General features: G+C 49.5%; 16 protein-coding genes and 2 tRNA genes. 2 read left to right on the top strand and 16 right to left on the bottom strand.

Features of this window, described 5'->3' with window-relative positions; all coding sequences use genetic code 11:
- Positions 1 to 48: 48 nt before the first annotated feature.
- The 8 genes from A8707_RS02575 to A8707_RS02550 all read right to left on the bottom strand — a co-directional run bounded on the left by A8707_RS02575 (position 49) and on the right by A8707_RS02550 (position 6209).
- Positions 49 to 474 carry a PIN domain-containing protein gene (locus A8707_RS02575; RefSeq protein WP_068814835.1) on the bottom strand — a complete coding sequence of 142 codons (426 nt, stop codon included), beginning with the start codon at positions 472 to 474 and terminating at the stop codon, positions 49 to 51.
- A complete protein-coding gene (locus A8707_RS02570; RefSeq protein WP_068814834.1) occupies positions 471 to 719 on the bottom strand; it encodes a hypothetical protein in 249 nt (82 codons plus the stop codon). The genes A8707_RS02575 and A8707_RS02570 overlap by 4 nt, the downstream gene beginning before the upstream one ends.
- Before the next feature lie 181 nt (positions 720 to 900).
- On the bottom strand, positions 901 to 1101 hold the full coding sequence (locus tag A8707_RS02565; RefSeq protein ID WP_068814832.1) for a prevent-host-death family protein: 201 nt from the start codon (positions 1099 to 1101) through the stop codon (positions 901 to 903).
- A gap of 13 nt (positions 1102 to 1114) precedes the next feature.
- Positions 1115 to 1288 (bottom strand): type II toxin-antitoxin system RelE family toxin, encoded by a 174-nt coding sequence (locus A8707_RS30550; protein ID WP_414858387.1) that lies wholly within the window; start codon positions 1286 to 1288, stop codon positions 1115 to 1117.
- Positions 1289 to 1576: 288 nt separating this feature from the next.
- Positions 1577 to 1765, bottom strand: a complete 189-nt coding sequence (locus A8707_RS30545) for a type II toxin-antitoxin system RelE family toxin (protein ID WP_197484597.1) — start codon at positions 1763 to 1765, stop codon at positions 1577 to 1579.
- A gap of 73 nt (positions 1766 to 1838) precedes the next feature.
- Positions 1839 to 2054: a hypothetical protein gene (locus A8707_RS02560; protein WP_068814830.1), complete on the bottom strand. Its 216-nt coding sequence runs from the start codon at positions 2052 to 2054 to the stop codon at positions 1839 to 1841.
- A 152-nt stretch (positions 2055 to 2206) separates the two neighbouring features.
- Entirely contained in the window at positions 2207 to 4855 is a 2649-nt protein-coding gene (locus A8707_RS02555) for a tetratricopeptide repeat protein (protein ID WP_068814827.1), read from the bottom strand.
- Positions 4839 to 6209, bottom strand: coding sequence for a P-loop NTPase fold protein (locus A8707_RS02550; protein ID WP_068814825.1), 1371 nt, complete (start codon positions 6207 to 6209; stop codon positions 4839 to 4841). Before A8707_RS02550 ends, A8707_RS02555 begins: the two co-directional genes overlap by 17 nt.
- Positions 6210 to 6650: 441 nt before the next feature.
- Between A8707_RS02550 and A8707_RS02540 the strand changes: the two genes are divergently transcribed.
- Positions 6651 to 7046 (top strand): hypothetical protein, encoded by a 396-nt coding sequence (locus A8707_RS02540; protein ID WP_068814821.1) that lies wholly within the window; start codon positions 6651 to 6653, stop codon positions 7044 to 7046.
- Between the two features lie 42 nt (positions 7047 to 7088).
- Here A8707_RS02540 and pgmB read toward each other — a convergent pair whose 3' ends face one another.
- From pgmB to A8707_RS02500, 8 genes are all read right to left on the bottom strand, one after another.
- Entirely contained in the window at positions 7089 to 10022 is a 2934-nt protein-coding gene (gene pgmB / locus A8707_RS02535; protein ID WP_068814820.1) for a beta-phosphoglucomutase, read from the bottom strand.
- 194 nt (positions 10023 to 10216) lie between these two features.
- Positions 10217 to 12628, bottom strand: a complete 2412-nt coding sequence (locus A8707_RS02530) for a sucrose synthase (RefSeq protein ID WP_068814818.1) — start codon at positions 12626 to 12628, stop codon at positions 10217 to 10219.
- Positions 12629 to 13085: 457 nt separating this feature from the next.
- Positions 13086 to 13919: a DUF2382 domain-containing protein gene (locus A8707_RS02525; protein ID WP_068815089.1), complete on the bottom strand. Its 834-nt coding sequence runs from the start codon at positions 13917 to 13919 to the stop codon at positions 13086 to 13088.
- A gap of 383 nt (positions 13920 to 14302) precedes the next feature.
- Positions 14303 to 15088 carry a PDDEXK family nuclease gene (locus A8707_RS02520; RefSeq protein ID WP_068814816.1) on the bottom strand — a complete coding sequence of 262 codons (786 nt, stop codon included), beginning with the start codon at positions 15086 to 15088 and terminating at the stop codon, positions 14303 to 14305.
- Between the two features lie 114 nt (positions 15089 to 15202).
- Positions 15203 to 15275 (bottom strand) — tRNA-Glu (locus tag A8707_RS02515).
- 187 nt (positions 15276 to 15462) lie between these two features.
- Positions 15463 to 15533: transfer RNA gene (locus A8707_RS02510), tRNA-Gly, on the bottom strand.
- A gap of 25 nt (positions 15534 to 15558) precedes the next feature.
- Positions 15559 to 18657, bottom strand: coding sequence for an efflux RND transporter permease subunit (locus tag A8707_RS02505; protein WP_068814814.1), 3099 nt, complete (start codon positions 18655 to 18657; stop codon positions 15559 to 15561).
- Positions 18658 to 18701: 44 nt separating this feature from the next.
- The gene (locus tag A8707_RS02500) at positions 18702 to 20156 is read right to left on the bottom strand and encodes an efflux RND transporter periplasmic adaptor subunit (RefSeq protein WP_068814813.1); all 1455 of its coding nucleotides are present in this window, start codon (positions 20154 to 20156) and stop codon (positions 18702 to 18704) included.
- 312 nt (positions 20157 to 20468) lie between these two features.
- On the opposite strand from A8707_RS02500, the gene A8707_RS02495 reads away from it, so the two are divergent.
- On the top strand, positions 20469 to 21326 hold the full coding sequence (locus tag A8707_RS02495; RefSeq protein WP_197484590.1) for an Npun_R2479 family HD domain-containing metalloprotein: 858 nt from the start codon (positions 20469 to 20471) through the stop codon (positions 21324 to 21326).
- The last annotated feature ends 22 nt before the right edge of the window (positions 21327 to 21348 follow it).

The following is a 21348-nucleotide window of genomic DNA, read 5'->3' as shown; positions in this document are numbered from 1 at the left end:
GATCGCCCTGATTTCCTGAGTCGTGTGCAGGTCGTAAACTGGTACCTTTTACTGGGTTGTGCTTTCTAGCTGGTGTAGAAGGTCAGCGATCGACAAAATTGGGATGAGGTCGGTTTGAAAGTCTTTTGGGTTGCGGGTGACGATAGCATCTAAGTTTTGGTCTACCGCACAAGCGATTTGAACGGCATCTTCAAAGTCAGGGAGTCCAGAATCAAATGCTGCCTCAAGAATGGATTGGGTCACTGGACAGGCTGAGAGAAGAGCAAGCGTCATTTCAAGGATTCGTCTGGCAGTATCCAGACTTTGAGTTTGCCGCCTACAAATATAGAAGAGGTCTGTAGCACTTGAGCCTGAGAAAAACCCTTCAATGCTATTTTCTGCGATCGCTTCAAAGAGTTGGCTACTTTCTGAATAAAACGGGTGACGTTCAAGGAAGAAATCAAGGATGATGTTGGTGTCCAGCAGGATTCTCATGTCAAGTATTTCTCAACTAAACGCTGTTCGCGCATAGCGTCAATTTCTGCATCGGTGGGTGCGGGTTTGCCAGGTTGTTTGAGGCAGCCTCGGAGTTGTTCAACCAGGGCGCGTTTGGTTTGTTGAGTGTGGTCTTGGGGTTGAGCGAGATCGTGTTGCAGCGATCGGGCGATGGTGTTGAGCAGAGACAATCGCTCGGCGACGGAGAGTTGGTGAACGTGTTGTTCTAGTTCTTGAAGGGTCATGGCAAAGCTTTCTGTGATCTGCTTCTAAATTAGCACTGCGATCAGTAGTACAGAGATGACCTCATTTATTTCCGTAGCCAAGCGATGAGAAGAACGATCGTGATTCCAACGTAGAACTAGAGAAACTAAGGGGTCTTGCGGCGGCGTATTCGGGTCGCGTCGTCGCAGCCTGCAACACTGCTTAGGGCAGATTCAACCGTTTCTTGGCTTCTGCCAAGGAGACGGCGGGTTCATCTTTGTCGGTCAGCTTTGCCTGCCTCAAGTCTTGTAAATCTTCCAAGTCTGCAAGAAGTTCTTGCAGCAGCAGAAACTCTTCGTAGGGCAACACCACAAACTCTGGTTTACCGTTTTTCTTTAGAAATTCGGGGTTAAGCTGAATCACGATAGTTTCTCCTCTAGGAATAGGCTTTACTGCGATGTCTGATGCGGTAAATGACAAGTTCTGCTTCTTCTATTTCAAATAGAATCCGATAGTCGCCGACTCTCAGACGATATTCTGGGGTGAAGTCTGTTAGATGTTTCACATCGCCCTGTAGGTCGTCTTGCAGGAGTTCTACTTTTTCAAGGATTCGCCTTTGAATGTTGAAGGGTAGTTATGCTAGGTCTTTGATTGCTCTTGGTTTTAAGGTAGCTTCGTATTTCAAGGTAGAAAACTATCCATTTCGCGTTTCATCAACGAGGGATATTGAGGGTTATTTTAGTCTACTGCGCTCGGCGTGAAGCGATGGGATTGGAGACAGCGATCGCAGCTTGCACAGACGATCGCGTTCATTTCCGTAGCCACGCGATGAAGGACGATCGCGGTTTGCATTGAGTGGTGTGAATGGCGTAATCACCGAGAATGCAGCTTCATTAGACTATGACAGATAAATCTCACTGCGATGTCCAATTAGATGCACAGTGATGGTTTTGGTGGCTTCGCTGAAGGTATGAAGGACTCGGTAATCTCCAACTCGTAACTTAAATAGACCGCTTAAGTTTCCTGTGAGAGCGGTTGGGCTGAGACTGTCAAAGTTATCAATGAGCCAGTGAGTTTTGCGAAGAATGCGCTCTTGGTTTTTTGGCTGAGTTGTTCTAGCCCAAGGAGTGCTTCAGGAGTGAACTCGATCAAATAAGCCATTACCAGGTTAGTCCAAGTTTTTTGGCGACTTCTGTGGCTGGAATACCGCGTTCTCCGGTTTGAGTGCGTCTCATGGATTCGATCAGTTGCTGCTTGACTTCGGGACGCATTTCTTTGCCTTCATCAGGATCGTCAAGAAGTTCTTCAAGAGTCTCTAGGACAGTTTCTCGAATTAAGGCTTTGAGTTCTTCGATGGTTAGATCTTTGATATGCATTGTGGATGATGAGATCGAGAGGATATCTCTATATCTTGCGCTGATTGAGCCTTGATAGTATCAACGATCGCTGATTTGGCTGATGATTGTTCATTTTCGTAGCCATGCGATGAGAAGAACGATCGCAAGCCCAACGCAGAACCAGAGGTATTTCAGCTACTTTTGGGGCGCAGTCGTCTCTGTATCCATCGAATTGGGGAAAAGAGCCAGCGAATCAAGAAGACAATCAGACTGATCGTATCTATGAACCAGGCTAAGTTTTGCTCGTTCTCGATCTGTTGTTTAATCCAATCATCACCGAGATGCCGAAGCAGTCGTTTCTGAAACCCAGGGTACGGAAGTGCTTCGAGCGGGAGGTCTAACTCTTGCCAGATCAGATATGTCAGATGTCGATAACTACGGGAGCGCTTAAATTGCCCTCGCCGTTGATAGATATTACTCAGATTCCAAAGAGAATTTGCTTCGCCGTTGCGATCGCCGATGTCGCGCATCATGTCTAAGGACTGTTGATAAAACTCGATCGCCTGTGGGTACTGTCCTAACGAACGGTAGGCAGTGCCCAAATTGCCGAGGACTTTCGCCTCGCCATTGTAAGCGCCGATGTCACGCATCGTCTCTAAAGACTGTTGATAAAACTCGATCGCCTGTGAGTACTGTTCTAACGAACCGTAGGCGTTGCCCAAACCCATGAGGGAAGACGCTTCGCCGTTGCGATCGCCGATGTCACGCATCGTCTCTAAAGACTCTTGATAAAACTCGATCGCTCTTTGGTACTGCCCTAACGAATAGTAGACATTGCCCAAATTCATGAGGGAAGACGCTTCGCCGTTGCGATCGCCGATATCACGCTTCATCTCTAAGGACTGTTGATGAAACTCGATCGCCTGTGCGTACTGTCCTAATGAATAGTAGGCAAGTCCCAAATTACCAAGGGAAGCCGCTTCGCCGCTACGGTCGTCAATGTCACGTGCAATCTCCAAGGACTGTTGATAAAACTCGATCGCCTGTGAGTACTGTTCTAACGAACCGTAGGCGTTGCCCAAACCCATGAGGGAAGACGCTTCGCCGTTGCGATCGCCAATGTCGCGCTTGATCTCTAAAGACTGTTGATAAAGTTCGATCGCTCTTTGGTACTGTCCTAGTGAATAGTAGGCATTGCCCAAACCCATGAGGGAACCCGCTTCGCCGTTGCGATCGCCGATATCACGCTTCATCTCTAAGGACTGTTGATGAAACTCGATCGCCTGTGCGTACTGTCCTAATGAATAGTAGGCAAGTCCCAAATTACCAAGGGAAGACGCTTCACCGCTACGGTCGTCAATGTCACGTGCAATCTCCAAGGACTGTTGATAAAACTCGATCGCCTGTGCGGACTGTCCTAATAAATAGTAGGCAAGTCCCAAATTACCAAGGGAAGCCGCTTCGTCGCTACGGTTGCCAATGTCACGCGCAATCTCTAAGGACTGTTGATGAAACTTAATCGCCCGTGCATACTGTTCTGATGAATAGTAGGCATTACCTAAGCCCAGGAGGGAACTCGCTTCGCCTCTGCGATCGCCAATCTCACGCTGAATTTCTAAGGACTGTTGATGGAACTCGATCGCCCGTGCATACTGTCTTAACGAAGAGTAGGCATTGCCCAAATTGTTGAGGGAGTTCGCCTCGCCTCTGCGATCGCCAATCTCACGCTGAATTTCTAAGGACTTTTGATGAAGCTCGATCGCCCGTGCGTACTGTCCTAACAAACGGTAGGCATTGCCCAAATTGTTGAGGGAAGTCGCTTCGCCACTACGATCGCCAATCTCACGATCAATCTCTAAGGACTGTTGATAAAACTCGATCGCCCGTGCGTACTGTCCTAATGCCTTGTAGACGATGCCCAAATTGTTGAGGGAAGCCGCTTCGCCGTTACGAATCTCCCGTGCAATCTCTAGGGACTGTTGATAAGCTACAATCGCATCCTCATAACGAGATTGACTCTCTAGAAAGTTACCAAACCTTAGCAACACACCTACAAGATCAGATTGATTGTTTAGTTGCTGATGTCGATCGATTGCATTCTGAAAAGCATCGATCGCTTGTTGTCTTTCTTGTTCTAAATTTACTGTTTTGCCACTTTTAATCCGGTTTGCATAGACTTGTCCTAGTTGATCGTAGAGCGTTGCTAGATTCGGCGACTCTGGTGAGCTTGACTCTAATGATTCAATCTCTGAGAGCAACTCTTCTAGCGGCGGCAGAAACTCATCATCTGGCTGAGATTGCGGTCGCTGCAATCGTTCCTCATTCCAAACCGGAATCGGCTCTGCTTCCTGCGAGGCAAACCGCAGCACCGCTTTTCGCCAACTCCAAAAGTCCGGCGCTTGTCGGCTGATCTCTCGCAAGATCCGATGCGTCACCCACAGCACGATCGGCACCCGAAACTCTCGCAACCCTTCCCGCGTCCACTGCAAATACCCAAAAAACTTATCGAGGTCGCTCTGCTCTTCTCCCTCCCGCATCTTCACTCGCAGCAACCACTCTGCCCCTGTCACTGTCACTACCGCCGCATCCCCCTGCCGCAGTGCTAACTTCGCTAACTCCGATCGCAAACTCGGTTCTTTCCCCAACACAATCCGATACGATCGAATTTTCGTCTGTCGCGCCTCTGCCTCATATCGATCGACCACCCGCTGCCGCAGCCGCAAATCATCACACGCCACAATGATCAATGCCAATCGATCTTGATTGTTCTCAATCAGCGAAATCAGACTCTCATAGGTTGCTTCATTCTCTGACGTGAGCGGCTCAAGAGCTTGCGACATCTAATATCCCCTCCTGCACTAGCAAATCTCGCACCAGTGGATTTAAGTCATACCAAAGCAGCGCATTGCGATACTCCAACACATACAGCCCGTGCAGCAAAACCAAAAATCGTTGGTTCTCAGTATCCTTGGGCTTAAACTCCGTGTAGATTAACTTTAACGCCTCAAAATCCACCTGTCCCAATGGTTCCGCATACTCAAGCTGTAGCTCCGTTACGACTTCATTCAGAATCGACTGATCCACAATGACATCAGGCTGATCCAATCGCTGCCGCCGAATCTGTCCGCGAAGGCTCTGCATCGCCTTGTCGCAACATCGATCACTGATCCGAATCAACTCTCGCAACACGCCACCACTCAGCAGAATGATCTGTCGCTTCACATCAGATTGCATCAACTCAGAAGGCAACCGTCGATCGAGAATCTTCGCAAACACCTCGACACAAGACTCATCTGGCATCCGATCTGTCTTTCTAACCGTTGCCTTGCTAAAAAACTTTGCCACTCGCATTGTGTGGATCTTATTCACATAAGTTTGAATGCTGGTTCTGATTGAAACCTCGCGCAGGGTTGCGATCGGAACCGTGTAAATGATTCGTAAGTTTGGGTCAAGCAGTGATTGAATGTTCTTGTTAAAAATCGTCTCCGTCACGCTCAAGTCCAGCTTGTCTAAGTCATCAATGATCACCAAGACTTGCTGACCTGTTGCATTCTCGATATAGACTTGCAGTTGATTGATCTGAGCCACAAGGTCTGAAGTGCGACGCGCAAACTCGATCGAGATCTCTTGCCGAATCACCGAATTGATTTTTAGCTTTGACCTGACCTTTGCTAGAAACTCCAGAATCACCGGAATCCCCGCCTTTACCGTCGTTTCCGTACTTGCCTCAATCTCTGCTTCAACCGCCTTCGATTCGGTCTGGGTATGTTTGCCCAACCAGCGATAAAACTCTTTTTTAATCCCTGGCTTTAGCCAAATTCCCCGCTCTTCTGACGCTTCTAGCAATTGCAACGCGATCGAGAACAGAATGTTGACGTGATCCACCGCCGACCGCTCGATCGTATCCGCGATCGAAAACATCACTACAAAATACCGATTCGTTTCCTTGAGACGAAATCCCAACTCTGCCAGCAGTGTCGATTTGCCACAGCCCCGATGCCCTGTGAAGATCAGCTTATTATCACGCGAGACACAATCCTCGATCGCTTGCTCAAGCTCATCTACCAACTCAGTTTGATACTCCACCCCCAACCGCTCCAACGCTTCGCGAGTCACTAAGGGATCAAGTCCAAGATTGCGCCCTGCTTCTCGGAAGAGGTCTAAACGGTGATGCAGCGCTTCTAAGCTGGGCATACGATAACGGTTTCACTCAATTGCCCCCCTATTGTATTCGGTCGCAAAGCTCACGTTGCTTTCTTAATCAGCAAGATTCGCTTCGGTGTCGCGAGCAATTAGCCCGATCGTAGTCTCCGCTTACTCTGTAACCACAAATGGGTTCCCTGTCATCACAAATGGGTTCTCTGTCGTCGCGAATGGGTTCCCATTCCTCGTGAATCCCGCAGTGTTGACCCTGACAAGAGACCCATTTGCCACAAACGGGTTCCCTATGACCACAAACGGGTTAATTTTTTCAGTAAAAACCCCGATCGACCTCATTCAGGTTGAGGAAATCACCAGTCCCACTCCAAAAATCTCTTAAAAGCAACACCCTATTCTGCGCGATTTACTCATCCAGTTTGGATAGTTGCAGAGACACACTAGCAGTATCAACTTGTTTACAGGGACACCTATCTTATGCCACGTTTACAGCGCACCTCACGCATTCTCGACAAGGGACAACTGCGAATCTTCAAGCTTAGAGCGGTCGATTCTAAAATGGACTTTGGTAGCGATCGCAGTCTTGAAACCTTGTCGCAGCAGATCGAGCAGTTGCAAACCAAATTAAACAACTACAACACCACGATCGCCAAGCTTGATGCCACAAAACTAGAAATCGACGCAATGGAAAGACGCATGGGCGATTTGCTCGATCAGTTGATGAACGGCGTTTCTGCACAGTATGGCAACGACAGCCGCGAATATGAGATGGCAGGCGGCACCCGCAAGAGCGATCGCGTTCGCAGAAGCGCTGAGACGCGAGTAAAAAACAATGGAGTGAAACCGCCGATCAAGGCTGCTGTCATCCAATAGGTATTTTTGACGAATTTCAGATCACGCCTGAGAAACGGGTTGTCAGTTTGCGGCAGTCAATTTTGCTTGCAGGTCTGACCAGTGAACGTCTTTAAGATCGAGCAGAACTACATCGGCGGCTCCGACTCGATCGACCGGACCTAACCCGATCGACCGCATTCCTGCTGCGATCGCCGCTTCGATTCCTGCCGTTGCATCTTCGACGACCACACATTCAGCAGGCTGTAATCCTAGCTCTTGGGCTGCAAATAGGAAGAGATCGGGGGCGGGTTTCGGCTGAGCGACACTGTAGCCATCGGCGATCGCGTCCATCAATTCTGCAATGCCTAATTTTTCGACCACCGGACGGGCGTTTTTGCTGGCTGAACCCAAGGCGATTTTGATTCCGGCTTGTCGCAGTTCTGTGAGCAGATCGAGCGCTCCGGGTAACAAATCGCCTGGGGCAATGTCTTGGATCGACTCAACATAATAGTGATTTTTGCGATCCATCATTTCTTGCAGTTTCGCGTCAGAATAGGGTCGATCGCCCACGATTTTGAGCAACGACTCTCGACGAGACACGCCTCGCAGCGCTTCGTTGGCTTGACGATCGAACGGTAATCCTTCCTCATCGGCGAGTCGCTGCCACGCTCGATAGTGAAACTCTGCCGTGTCGGTGAGAACGCCATCTAAATCAAAAATAAACCCTCGAATATCAGAAGAACTTTGATTCACAGACGTTGAAGAATCGGTTGGATTTGTCATTATAGTTTCCGTTGTGTCTGCGCTGTGAGTTTCATTCTTCAAGTCGAATTCATGCCATTGATCATGCCAACGCAGCTTAAACTTTAGGCGCGTCCAGCTAGGAGGCAGATGAGGATGGGCGACCGGTCCAGTTTCGGTGATCTGTACGCCGCCAAATCCCCAGACGACGGCTTGCCAAATGCCTCCCGCCGATGCGCCATGAATGCCTTCCGACGCGTTTCCTCTCGTGTCTTCGAGGTCTACTAAAACAGCTTGCCAGAAGCGATCGGATGCCTCCTGCACGTCTCCCAAATCAGATGCCAAAATCGCGTGAATTGCAGGTCCGAGCGACGACCCGTAGGTAATATCGGTGCGCGGCGCATAATAATCCCAGTTGGTTTTAAGGATTTTGAGATCGTAAGGAAACTCTTGAGATTGACGCATCAAATAAATCAGCATCAACACATCTGGCTGTTTGAGCACTTGCCGCTTATTGGCTCCCTCAATCCCCAAAATGGACTGCATGGATTTGGTGCGCGGTTCATAGTCTGCTAATTTGATGTCTTCAATTTTGAAGAAGTTCTCAAATTCCTCAATCAATCCCGTCGTCGAGTCGTAGGAAATCCAGAGATTGTTAATGATATCTTGCCACCGCGATCGCCGCTCAGATGTGAGTTGCAGCGTTTTCTGTAGCTCGATCGCTTTGTCGGGATAGTGATGAAATAACCAATCAAACACAATCATTGCCTTTTCGAGATGCCACTGCGCCATCCGATTCGTAAAAGCGCTGTTGTGCACATCATGTTCGTGATATTCATCCGCGCCGATTACCTCGCGAATCTCATAGCGCTCCTGTTTCGTATTCCATTCCACACGACTGCGCCAAAACACTGCCGTGTCGAGAATTAATTCTGCCCCGCAGTCTCGCATCCACGCATCGTCGCCCGTTGCCTTCCAGTAATACCAGGCACCATAAGCGATGTCGGCGCTGATGTGAATCTCGCGATCGCGGCACCAAATCCGAATATCTTCTGCATACGGGTCATTCGGCGATGCCCAGCGCGGCGTAACTTCATCGCCCGTATCGGCACTTTCCCAGGCAAACATTGCGCCCTTATAGCCGTAGTATGCTGCCTTGCGTCGCGCTCCTGGCAGAGTGTGATAGCGATAATTTAAAAGATTGCGGGCGATCGCAGGCTGCGTGTAGGTGAAAAACGGCAGAATAAAGATTTCGGTGTCCCAAAAAACGTGCCCACGATATCCAAACCCCGCCAGTGTTTTAGCCGGAATGCTTACCCGATCGTCATGGCGAGGAGCCGCAATCAAAAGCTGAAACAGGTTATAGCGAACGGCAAGCTGCGCTCTCACGTCGCCTTCAATCACAATATCGCTAGCTTCCCAGTTTTGATTCCAGGCTTGCTCGTGAGCGCTCAACACCGTGGAGTAGTCGGGCAGAGCGGCAAGTTTTTCCTGTGCCGCAGTCACAGGCGACTCGACTTCTCGCGAAGTAAACACGATGAGCAGATTCTCGATCGTCACCGTCTGCCCCATCGTCGCCATAAAGGTTGTCGTTAAGGTGGGATAGCCCGGAACACTCGACACCTGCTGCGATGCCTCGATTCCTGAGATCGTGATTCCCGATGCCATTGCCAACTCAATGCGAGAGCTACGAGTCCGAACTTGCAGCCAAACGCCGCGATCGGTTTTGCCTTGGTTGAGCCATTCCCAATGGTTAAATCCCTGGTTTTCAGGATAGCCATTGATGCTCGCCTGCACTTCGATAAAGCCATCAAAATCGACGGGTGTAATCTGACAGCGCAACGCCACTACTTGCTGATCTGCCAGACTTGCAAATCGCTCAAACTTCAGATCGACCGTTTTATTTGTGGGACTGCGCCACCGCACCGATCGAGTCAACACCCCCCGCCGCAGATCCAGCGATCGCTCATAGCTCAACACGTCGCCCTGATCCATGCGAAAGCGATCGCCGTTGACGATCACCACGAGCGGCAGCCAGTCGGGGCAATTGACCAACTCGGTATACATCACCGGGACGCTATCATACACGCCGTTGATCAAGGTAGACGGAGATGCACGAGGATAGCCTTCCTCAAAGGTGCCGCGCGTTCCTAGATAGCCGTTGCCGATCGTAAACACGGTTTCTCGGTGATGCAGTTGAGCAGGATCAAAGTCAGGCTCGATCAAAAGCCAGTCTTTGTAGATAAACGGTGAAGCAGAAACTGGGTTAGCCATCGTCACGACAGTGGGTTGGGGAGGTTTATAGAGAGATGGTCGGTCTGCGGCTCAGTCTTTGCCCTCATCCCCTAACCCCTTCTCCCCAGGGAGAAGGGGAACTAGACTCTTGCTCCCCCTCCCTGGGGAGACGGAAAACTAGACTCTTGCGCCCTCTCCCTAGGGAGAGGGCTGGGGTGAGGGTATTTCGACTCCTAGCGCCGCATATGCGCTTCTAAAATCAAGTCGGCTCTTGGCTTATACAGGAGGTAGAATAGCGCGTCTAGATATTGCAATAGGGCTTCCCGATCGTCGCGTGATACATAGCTCCAAAAGCCATAAGTTTTCGCTAGCAAGAGAAGTTGTTGGGTATGTAACTTCCAGTTATATTGCTCTTGCACCCGTTTGATGGCTCGATCGGAAATGGTCTGCCAGTGTTGCGGCTCGGTTTCACATTGAGTTACAAAACCCAGGATCTCCTCAGCCATTTCTTCGTGATTCATGGGATTAATATGGAATCCGTTGTCTTTATCGTGAATAATTTCCAACGCGCCGCCAAACTGAGTCGCAAAGGTCGGCAACCCCGAAATCATCGCCTCTAAAATAGTGCGTCCAAATGCTTCAAAGTGGGCAGGCTGCACATATACGCCTTGACGATCGGCGATCGCCCGATAGATTTCGCCCAACTCTATGCTGGTGAAGTTCATCCCAATCACCCGGACGCGATCGTGCAGGTGATACTGACCTAAAATGGCGTACAGCTTTTTAATTTCCTCCGCTACTGCAAAACTCGTCGTCTGCCCCAGGTCGAGATTATTGGTGACTAGAATTAAGTTGCAGTGGTTTTGGAGTTCCTGACTTTTGCCAAAACATTCTGCCAGTCCAGCTAGATTCTTGATCGGGGTCATCGGCGCGAGTGCCAAAATCGGTCGCTTATTGAGATCAGCGAGTGACCCGATCGTCGTCTGATCTTGACGCGTAAACAGCAAATCATAGATGCGGCTCTGCAACCCAGAATTGCGATCGTCCGCCTGACTGTAGGGAAAGAAAGATTTCTCATTCACCCCTGGCGGAACTCGATTAAATTTGGGGCTAAACAAGTCAATGCCATCAACTGTGTGATAAAGCTGCGGCATTGTAAAGCATTTGTATGACTCGTATTGACCCATCGCTTCGGGAGTCCCTACAATCTCTTGATAAGACGACGTGACAATAAAATCCGCCGCATTCATGCTAATCAAATCTGCCGTAAATTGCGCGGAAAAATGATACTGATCTTCAAGGTCTTGCCAATAGAGATTGCTGAATAGCCGCTTTGGTTTTTCGAGAGAATGAGCAATGGTGCAGTAAATCGATTTGAGACGACGCGATAATAGAAATGCAACTAAATTGCCATCGCTATAGTTGCCGATAATTAAATTTGGGCTGGTGCCGAGTTGTTTGAGAATGGCAGCTTCGGCATCGATCGCAAACGTCTCTAAATAGCCCCAAATCTCATATTTAGAAATCCAGTTTTGGGTGACTTTGGGGTTGAACTCTCGAAACGGCACCCGCAAAATCCAGGCGTTTTCGGTGTCGTCTACTTTTTCGAGCCGCACCCCGCACTGAGTGCCCTCACAGTTAGGAATCAAGCGCGTCAAAATCAACACCTGCGGCTGAATATTCAGCAAGTCTAACCCCGCAAGCTGAATGTCTTCTCGCAGTTTATTTTCTAAGCTTCGAGCTTGATCTAGCACATAGGCAACCTGTCCCGTAGTTTCGGGTCGCCCTAGCACGCTTTCTTGCCCAATCCATCCATGAATCGAGACCAGCACAACTCGAAACGTGGCTGGGATGCGGCTCACAAAGGCTTCTAGAATGGCAGGTTCGGGGCTGGTGATCAGCCGATCGAGCAATTCCAATGTCTCAGAGGCGCGTCCGGCTGTGTTGCCCCATCCCGGCTCAAACCCTAATTCTTGTAGTTGCTCATGCACCTCGCTATAAAGTTCATCGTTCGATCGCACTTTCAAAAAGCGCAATGCCTGTTTGACCTGTTCAGCCATCTCTTGACCAGAGTGAATCTGATCGTTGATCAATAGCTCGATCGATTCATAGTGGCTCTGATGCAGCACGTTGAACAGCGCCTCTAGCCAATAAGCCGAATCATTGAGTAATTCGTCGCACAAATAATGATTGAGAAACGCTAACCCTTGTCCGATACTCCTCGGATCGCGAATGGTTGGTGAATCTTTATAGAATGGGCGCAGATCAAGTTCTAGAATGCGAGACTGAGCACGATCGACAAAGCGATCGCGCACGTCTAACAACGCTTCGGGGGTCATTTGATCAAATCTGCTTAAATCAGCGCTCAATCGCCAAATCTGTTGGCTGCCAATCCACGGACGCAGCAAAAACCAGGTTTCTCCTTCTTGAAAAATCATCTCATGGGTATGATGCATGAGTTCTCCGATCGAGGAGGCGTGAAAGAAGTAGGCGGGCTTTTGAGCATTGTGACAATAATTTGCAAATGTCTGTAGAATCTCGGTTCTCAGGAAGTAGCGCTTTTCTGAAGTGGTAAGCGCATTGATCACCTGATGGAGAGCCGTTTTTTCGTCGCTGTCTAAAACAGCTTGAACCAGTTCATGCATACAAACAAAATGTAAAGTGCCGAGTGTAGAAATTCGACTGGAAATCTACCTTTAAGATAAGTGGGTACTCCTGTTTAACCCTCTACCGATAGATGCAACTTTTAGACTGAAGTATAGGACAGTCTATGAGACGATCGTGTTGGGCAAACGAAGCCGCGATCGTCGTTGATTAATAAGTGATTGTGGGGCGATTGTTGGAGAGACGTTCCACCGAAACGTCCCTACGGTGGGTGGTTGACTAGGCTGGCGACGATCGCCCCTAATTCGTCGGGGTTAAATGACTTGGCTAAATGCTGCTGAAATCCAGCCGCGATCGCCGGAATCGTTCACCTCGATCGCGGATTTGCCGAATCAGCGCATAGCGATTTTCATCAGGGAGTCCGATATCGCTTATTAAGCGTTTGGCTACAAATCAATCGACACCGTTAAGCAGGTTTCAGCTCAAAGCCTCCCTAACCTACCGCTCTTGATCCACGGCTGGGTGACCCTGCGTATTCACCTCCAATTCTTCACGTCGCAGCGTTTCTTCAGCCATCACCGTATCTTGATCGACGACTTTCGTGACCCGAACTTCCTCGCGCACAAATGCCTCCTTATGAATGTCAGGGGTCTCCTCATAAACCTCCATCCGAGCCACTTCCCCCTCCTGAAAAGCCGTCCCAGGAGCGATCGCCGCCCCACCCATCGGAGTCACTCTCTCAATCACCACCCGCTCTTTCTCAACCGGAACCGACACCCGCGCCGTCTTTGTCTCAACGTGCTTCTCGATCGCGACTTCTCCCGTCTTTTGCCGTTGCTTACTAGCAATCAATCGTTCCTCATACAGCTTCAAAGACTGGTGCTGAGTGTCATTCACAGCATATAGATTGGGGTCTTGCTCATAGTGAGAAACTCCTTTCGTCGTGCCCTGAGCCACACTTGCTGGGGTCGTCGGGCGATAAACATCTCGCACCTGTTCTTCATAGTGATAGTCAACCCGCTCTAGGTCATGAAGATCAGGTAAGCGTTCGATTTGCCCTTTGCTCAAGCCCTCCACATAGACTCGATGATCGGTGTAGTTAATGTGGGCTAGCCCGATCGGAAGTAGCGCTTTCTTGCCGAAGCCCGACAAACCCATATCAACCACTAAATACCGAAACCGTCCCTGTTGCTCGTCCACTAAAATATCAGTTACCGAGCCGACCTTTTTGCCCCCTTGAGTGCAAACTTCAAAACTCTTGATCTCAGATTTACTGTCAGAATGTCCTTCGCGATAGGCAGGATAAAAATCTTCTAATTTAATCAGCGACATTGGCTGGCTCTCCACATTTTCTGAGTAGACCGCTTTCATCCTAGAGGTGGTTCATTATTCTGCCATTCTTCAAAGGGCTGAGACGAGGGTTAAATTTGACCAACATTGTCAAAAATCTTTCTAACGATTAGGTGAAGTTCAAGAGTTTGTGTCCAGAATATTTAACTGGAGCGATCGACCGCAGCCGCCAGCGAGGAGAATTTCACCAAAAAAAGAAGAAGGGCAAGACCGATAAAGTCTTGCCCTTCTTACATTTTGCTACATACCCCCAGAGGAACTCGAAGTCAATTCAAAGGGCGTTGTTGCATCGATACCCCAACTTCTCGTGTAGTAGGAATTGTCTCTGAGACACTCTTGCTCAGAAAATCAGCTACGTGAGGCTCTCAGGTGAAAATCGAAAATATGGCTTTTTTATCATCTTCAAGAACGTCCAAAAAATCGTCTAATTTATCAAAAGCGACAATGTCAATTAAAAAGTATTCCGTCTTGTGGCTCTTGTCCTGGTCTATGTATGCGTAGTTTACTTCAAGTTGAAAATTAGTATCGATAGGCTTTGGAGCACCTAAGTCTTCCATGTCAACGCGATGAAAATCAGCAAAGCTGTTACAAACAATGACGGGCATCTCAATAGTAGGTGGGAGTATCCCGAACCTATGTTCAGTTTGCCAGATGGATTCTCGACTAACTTCCTGCCCTCTAAGATAAACCATAGCGTTTAGGCTCTGATTCAAGGCTTTATAGATTACCTCATTTTCAGTATTTTGCCTGCTCTCACCGGAAAACAGCTTAGCCACCTTCCTAGATTCTGAGGCGAGATAATGGTGGTGGTTAGTAAAGATGTTGTCTGCGGGTAAAGGCGTATTGTCAATGACCCACTTTTTTGCTGAAACATGATCTTTCTCGCTGAACCAAAATACATTTGGCTGAGGAATATATTTGCACTCAATGAATAGCTTGACGACCACAGCCCTAGGGAAGCCTTGTTCACCTTCATTGGTAAACACTTTTTCTGCAATTAAGTCGATTTCACGAGGCTTGTTAGTTGCACCATCCATGTAGTAGGGGCTTACGAGAATTTGCCACCCCTTTTTTTTCAGATAATTAATGACTTTGCAATGAAAATTATTTCCACTCTTATTGATGATGTCCTCGACCTTCGAATTGACCATTCCAAATCCTCTAATGTAGAACTAGCGTAGCTCTGGGTTGTCAAAGAGAAGAAATTGCCAAAAACAAAGAGGGCAAGACCGATAAAAGTCTTGCCCTTCTTACATTTTGCTACATACCCCCAGGGGAATTCGAATCCCCGTCGCCTCCGTGAAAGGGAGGTGTCCTAGGCCTCTAGACGATGGGGGCGTATTTCACAACCTTGACTAATCTAGCGTATGAGTCTGCGTCTGTCAATACTCGGCTCTTGCTTCAAGTGAGAGAGATGAATTTGAAACGCATGATAGGAATAGGTTCTCGAAAAATATCCCATACAACAAAGTCCTAAAAGTGTGCTCAGTCGCTTTCAGGATTTGCGAGGGACTTGACTTAAATAAGCGGGTAGCGAGAATCGAACTCGCAACTAATGCTTGGGAAGCATTCATTTTGCCACTAAACTATACCCGCGACTAGCTATCTAGCCATTATACATCTACTTGTGAGCGGAAAAACTGCTCGGTTGACCATTGGCGACGATCGAGTCTTCTGACCGTCGCTTCATTGAGCCTTTGAGCAGCTTTCCAAAAATGACGGCTTGCCAACGATCGATATACGTAAAGATTACTGGAACAACGACCAGCGTCAGCAGCGTTGAGGTGAGCAGACCTCCAATCACAGCAATCGCCATCGGGCTTCTCGACTCAGATCCTGCCCCAATGCCCATCGCGATCGGAATCATGCCCGCAATCATGGCGATCGTGGTCATCAAAATCGGACGCAATCTCGCAACTCCAGAATCAATGACTGCGTGATAAGTCGGCTTACCTTCTCTCTGGTTAATCAACGCATAATCGACTAGCAGAATCGAGTTTTTGGTCACCAGACCCAAGAGCAAGACGACTCCAATGAGAGCGATCAGTCCCAGTTCTTTGTGGGTGATCAGCAGCCCAAGCATGGCACCGCCGATCGAGAATGGCAACGCCACCATAATCGTGAGCGGATGCAGAAAATCGTTAAACAGCAACACCAACACTGCGTAGATGAAGACAACCGCCGCTAGCAGTGCGCCGCCAAAGTTGCCAAAGACTTGACCGAGAATTTTCGCGTTGCCGAAGTTTTCTCTCGTCACCCCGGCTGGCAGAGATTTCAAAATCGGTAACTGGTTGATTTTGGCTAATGCGTCGCCGAGCGCTAACCCTTTGAGGTTGGCTTCGACCGAGATATTCCGCGATCGGTTGTAGCGATCGATCTGAGACGGACCGCTGCCGAAGCTGATGTCTGCAACGGTTTGCAAGGGCACTAACACCCCACTTTTGTTTTGAACTTGCAGACTTCTAATGGTCTCAATGTTGTTACGTGACTTGGGATCTAGCTGAACGCGAATCGGAATCTGACGATCGGGCAAGTCAAATTTTGCCAGGTTTGCATCAAAGTCTCCCAGCGTTGCCAGGTTCGCAGTTCGGGCAATCTGCTGAACGGTGATGCCTTGGTCGGCGGCTCGTGCTGGGTCAGGCGTGATCAGGATTTCTGGCTTGACTAAGCTGGCGCTAGACGTGACTTCCACCAATCCTGAAATTTGGCGCATTTGCTTTTCTAGCTCGTTTGCAGCTTGAGTCAACGCTGCCGGAATTTCGCTTTTAAGCACGATCGCGACTTCTTTCGATCCGCCGCCCGGTCCGCCTTTGACAAAGCTGATGCGTGACCCTGGCACTTGAGCAAACATGGGACGAATCTGATCTTCAAACTCTTTGCGAGTCATCTTACGTTCTGACTTGGGCTTGAGTTTGGCATAGAGCGTCGATTTTGCGATCGATTCACTGGTTTGCACACCCTCAACGGCAGGATGTTGCAGCAGCAGAGTCGTCAACTGTTGAGTCGCTCGATCGGTGTCTTCAATGGTCGAACCGGGCGGCAGTTGCATCGAGATCGTCGATAAGCTGACATCAGGGTTTGAGAACAGCCCAACCGGGATTTTAGGCACCAGACTTAGGCTGCTGATCAGAAACACGATCGCCACCGATAATGTCACCAGTCGATGCTTGATTGACCAGGTGAGCAGGCGACGATATTGAGCCGAGAGGCGATCTTCTTTGGGGGCTTTTGCATGATCCTTCATCAAGTAAGCCGCCATCAATGGTGTGACCATTCGGGCAACCAACAGCGAGAAGAGAACCGATGCTGCCACAGTGATGCCAAACGGACGGAAGAACTGTCCGGTGATGCCTGTCATGAAGGCGACGGGTCCAAACACGGCGACGATCGTAAACGTGGTGGCGACGACCGCTAAACCAATCTCATCGGAGGCATCGATCGCGGCTCGATAGGCTGATTTGCCCATCTGCATGTGACGTTCAATATTTTCAATTTCGACGATCGCGTCATCCACAAGAATGCCAACTACAAGGGCTAGTCCCAAGAGAGTCAGATCGTTTAGCGTGTAGTCCAACGCTTTCATCACGGCGAAGGTTGGAATCAGTGAGAGCGGCAGCGCAACAGCAGTAATCAGCGTTGCTCGCCAGTCTCGTAGAAATAGCCAAATCGTGACGACTGCCAACGCTGCCCCGAATATCACGGCATCGATCGAGGCGGTAAACGACTCTCGAATATAGTCTGCCTGAACGTTATTGATTAGCCTCAGCTTGATGTCTTGGGGCAGCGTCGTTTGCAGTTTCTCAAGAGCAGCCCGCACCGCTTCTTCGACCGAAACCAGCGTCGTGCCCGAACTCCGCAGGACTGAGAAGACGACCGCAGGCTGGTTATTCAGCCGTGCTATTTGGCGAGGGTCTGCCGTCCCGTCGGTGACGGTTCCCAGACTAGAAAGAGGGGCATAGCCTCCTTTGGGCAGCGTGATTTGCAGATCTTGAAGCGTTTGCACACTGGCGCTACTGCCCAACGTGCGGATGCTTTGCTCACTGCCGCCGACGTTGCCCCGTCCGCCCGACAGATTGGTGTTAAATGTGCGGACTTGATCGTTGACTTGCGTGGCGGTGATGCCTAAAGCCTGTAGTCGATCGGGGTTCAGATTGACGCGCACTTCGCGATCGACTCCTCCCACTCGCTGAATTTGGGCGACTCCTGGAACGGCTAAGACGGCTCGGCTGATGGTTTGATCGACTAAGTTACTCAGTTCGGTCACCGATCGCTGATCTGACGAAACCGCATAGGTGGTAATCGGTCCACCACTCGCAAATTCTAAGCGCTTAATAACAGGTTCGTTAATGTCCTGGGGCAAATTTTGCCGAATCTGAGACACAGCATTTCTGACATCATTGGTTGCCCGATCGGTGTTCGTTCCCAACACAAAGTTGATAACTGTATTAGAAACGCCATCGTTAATGGTCGAAGTAATGTCATCAATGTTGCCTAAGCTCGCAACTGCATCTTCAACTTTTTTAGTAATCTGTGATTCTAACTCGGATGGGTCAGCCCCCGGTTGAGTGACCGTCACTGTCACAGCCGGAATATCGACATTGGGGTTGTCGTTGATGCCTAACAACGGGAATGCAATCAGTCCTGCTAACGTCAGAATGACAAATAGAACGATCGTTGGAATCGGATTGCGGATTGACCAAGCAGAAATATTAAAAGACATGAATCAAGAAGTGAGGGGGACAGAAGACGATTCACGCAGAAGGATTATTGTTGGGCAACGGTGACCCGATCGCCATCTTTGACAAATCCTGCACCTGCCACGACCACGCGATCGTCAGGATTAATGCCGCTTGTGATCACGATTTGTCCGTTGTTGCGATCGCCCGTCTCAACGGGTTTTGCATGAGCAATCTGGTCGCCGTCTAACACATAGACAATTTTGCGCCCATCTGCCTGAGACACCACGGCTTTTTCAGAGACCACTACGGCTTGAACTTTTTGGGTGACAATCTCCGATCTCAGAAACATTCCTGGCTTGAGCAGCCCACTTTCGGGTAGGTCAATCTTGACGATCGCTTGACGAGTTTGCGAGTTGATCACTGGCTCTATGTCTCGCACTCGCCCCTGGACGCTAATACGCTTATCTGCATCAGAGGTGATTTTGGCAGATTCACCCACTTTCACTTGAGAAAGCAGCGTTTCGGGCACATTCACCTGAAGCTGTAGCGCACCATTTCGCACAATATAAAACAGGGGACTAGAGCCAGTCAGTTCGCCGACTTTAGCAACGGCTGCTTTTTGATCATCGGGGTTTCGCTTTGCCAAAATCCCACTTGCCGGAGCGCGTACTGTCGTTTGAGCAATTTTTGTCTCAAGCTGCTGAATACGAGTCACTGCCGTATCGACTCCGGCTTGAGCTTGCGTGACTCCGGCTTGAGCTTGATTGACCCCGGCTTGAGCTTTGGCGACATCGGCTTGGGCACTGCTGATGTTAGACTGCGCCACGCTGATCGACTCTCTTGCAGTGGTGGCTGAAGTCGTGCGGGACTCTAGATCTTGACTGCTGATCACGCCATCGTCTCGCAGCCCTTGATAGCGTCTCAAATTGCTTTCAGCCTCGGCTAAAACGGCTCTTTGTTGTTTCAGTACCGCATTTTTTTGCTGCACGATCGAGCGATTAGATGACACTTGCGCTTGAGCCGAATTTAACTGCGCTTGCGCCGAACTAAATTGCGCCTGAGCCGAATTTAACTGCGCCTTAGCTTCATTGAGTTGGTCTCGCAAGACAGAACTATCTAGAATCGCGATCGCTTGCCCTGTCTGGACGCTATCGCCTTCATTCACCAAAATTTGCTGAATCTGCACCCCGGTTGCCTGGGGCATTACTTGTGCCCAGTCTTGAGCATCCACACTGCCCGTCGCGCTGAATGTTTTGGGCACAAACGCCAACTTTGCCGTCTCGACTGCAACACTCTGACCCGCCACCGGAGCCTCTTGAGTCGTTGCCGCCGGAGCCGCAGATTTACCAGAATTCGAGAGCAGCGTCATGCCCCCAACGGCGATCGCCATGCCAATTCCAACCCCGGCTAAAATGCCTCGTGCTCCGGTAAGCCGACCGCGAGCCGGAGGAGCCACTCCGTCAGAAGCTGCCTCAAATTCTGCACTGTGGGGCGGCTGTGGTTCAGGGGAGTCAGATTCTGTCAGGGTATTCAATGCCACGATGCTTCCTCTACAAACCTTGTCTAGCGTGAAATAAATGTCTTTCTTGATTATGACGCACGCTAAATATTCTTACGCGAAACACTCGCCAAAATCTATAGTGACTTGTTTTGGGTGATGGAGTTTCACTTCGATAGAATCAAGGAGTGTGCCCGAATTCAACCAGCACTCATCTGACCGACTGTAGAATCGTTGCGATCGTGGTTTGAATCGCCCGATCTCAGGAAGTCAGTTACCGTTTAGCTGAGATTGAACAAACCGGGGAAGATTAGACCGATAAAATCGTCCGTAGATTCGCAGTGAGTGCTCCTGATGTTTAACGCCACCGAACTTTTAATTGATGACTTTGTTGCCAAGCTCAAAGAGGGCTATCGACGCACCTATGGCGGCTGGAAGTCTGACTATGAAGACATCATCGGCTGGGTGGGGTCAATGGCAATGGAGAATATTGCCAACAGTGATGCGCTCTATCACAACGTTGAGCATTCAATTTTGGTGACGCTGGTAGGGCAAGAAATTCTGCGGGGTCGTCACATTCGGCAAGGGGGCGTATCGTGTGAAGACTGGCTGCATTTTGTGATCTCGCTGGTCTGTCACGATATTGGCTATGTCAAGGGGGTGTGTCGCTGCGATCGCGATGGAATGTTTTCGACGGGGAAAGATGGCGCAATGGTGACGCTTCCGCCGGGTGCTTCTGATGCGGCGTTGACCCCTTATCACGTCGATCGAGCCAAGCTGTTTATCGATGAGCGCTTTGGGGGGCATAAATTGATTGATGCCGAGCTAGTCAAACGCAACATCGAGTTGACTCGCTTCCCTGTCCCGACGGCTGAAGATCATCAGGATACGATCGACTATCCGGGGTTGATTCGCGCCTCGGATTTGATTGGTCAACTCAGTGACCCCCGCTATTTGAAGAAGATCAGCGCCCTTTATTACGAATTTGAAGAAACGGGCGTGAATCAAGCGTTAGGCTATCGGCATCCTGGAGATCTCCGCAAAAACTATCCCAAGTTCTACTGGAATGGAGTTCATCCTTATATTAAAGATGCGTTGCACTATCTTTCACTGACTCAGCAGGGCAAGCAGATTATTGCAAATCTCTATTCCAATGTGTTTGTCATCGAACACGAAAAAGCTGACGAGCAAGGGCAAATCGCTCCTGCGTAGGGGGTCGTCGACGCTTAGAATC

Origin of the sequence: Phormidesmis priestleyi BC1401 (assembly GCF_001650195.1) — a bacterium.
In the GTDB taxonomy this organism is placed as follows: Bacteria; Cyanobacteriota; Cyanobacteriia; order Leptolyngbyales; family Leptolyngbyaceae; genus Phormidesmis_A; species Phormidesmis_A priestleyi_B.
The sequence above is the reverse complement of the archived record's forward strand: the minus strand, read 5'-3'. Positions and strand labels throughout refer to the sequence as shown.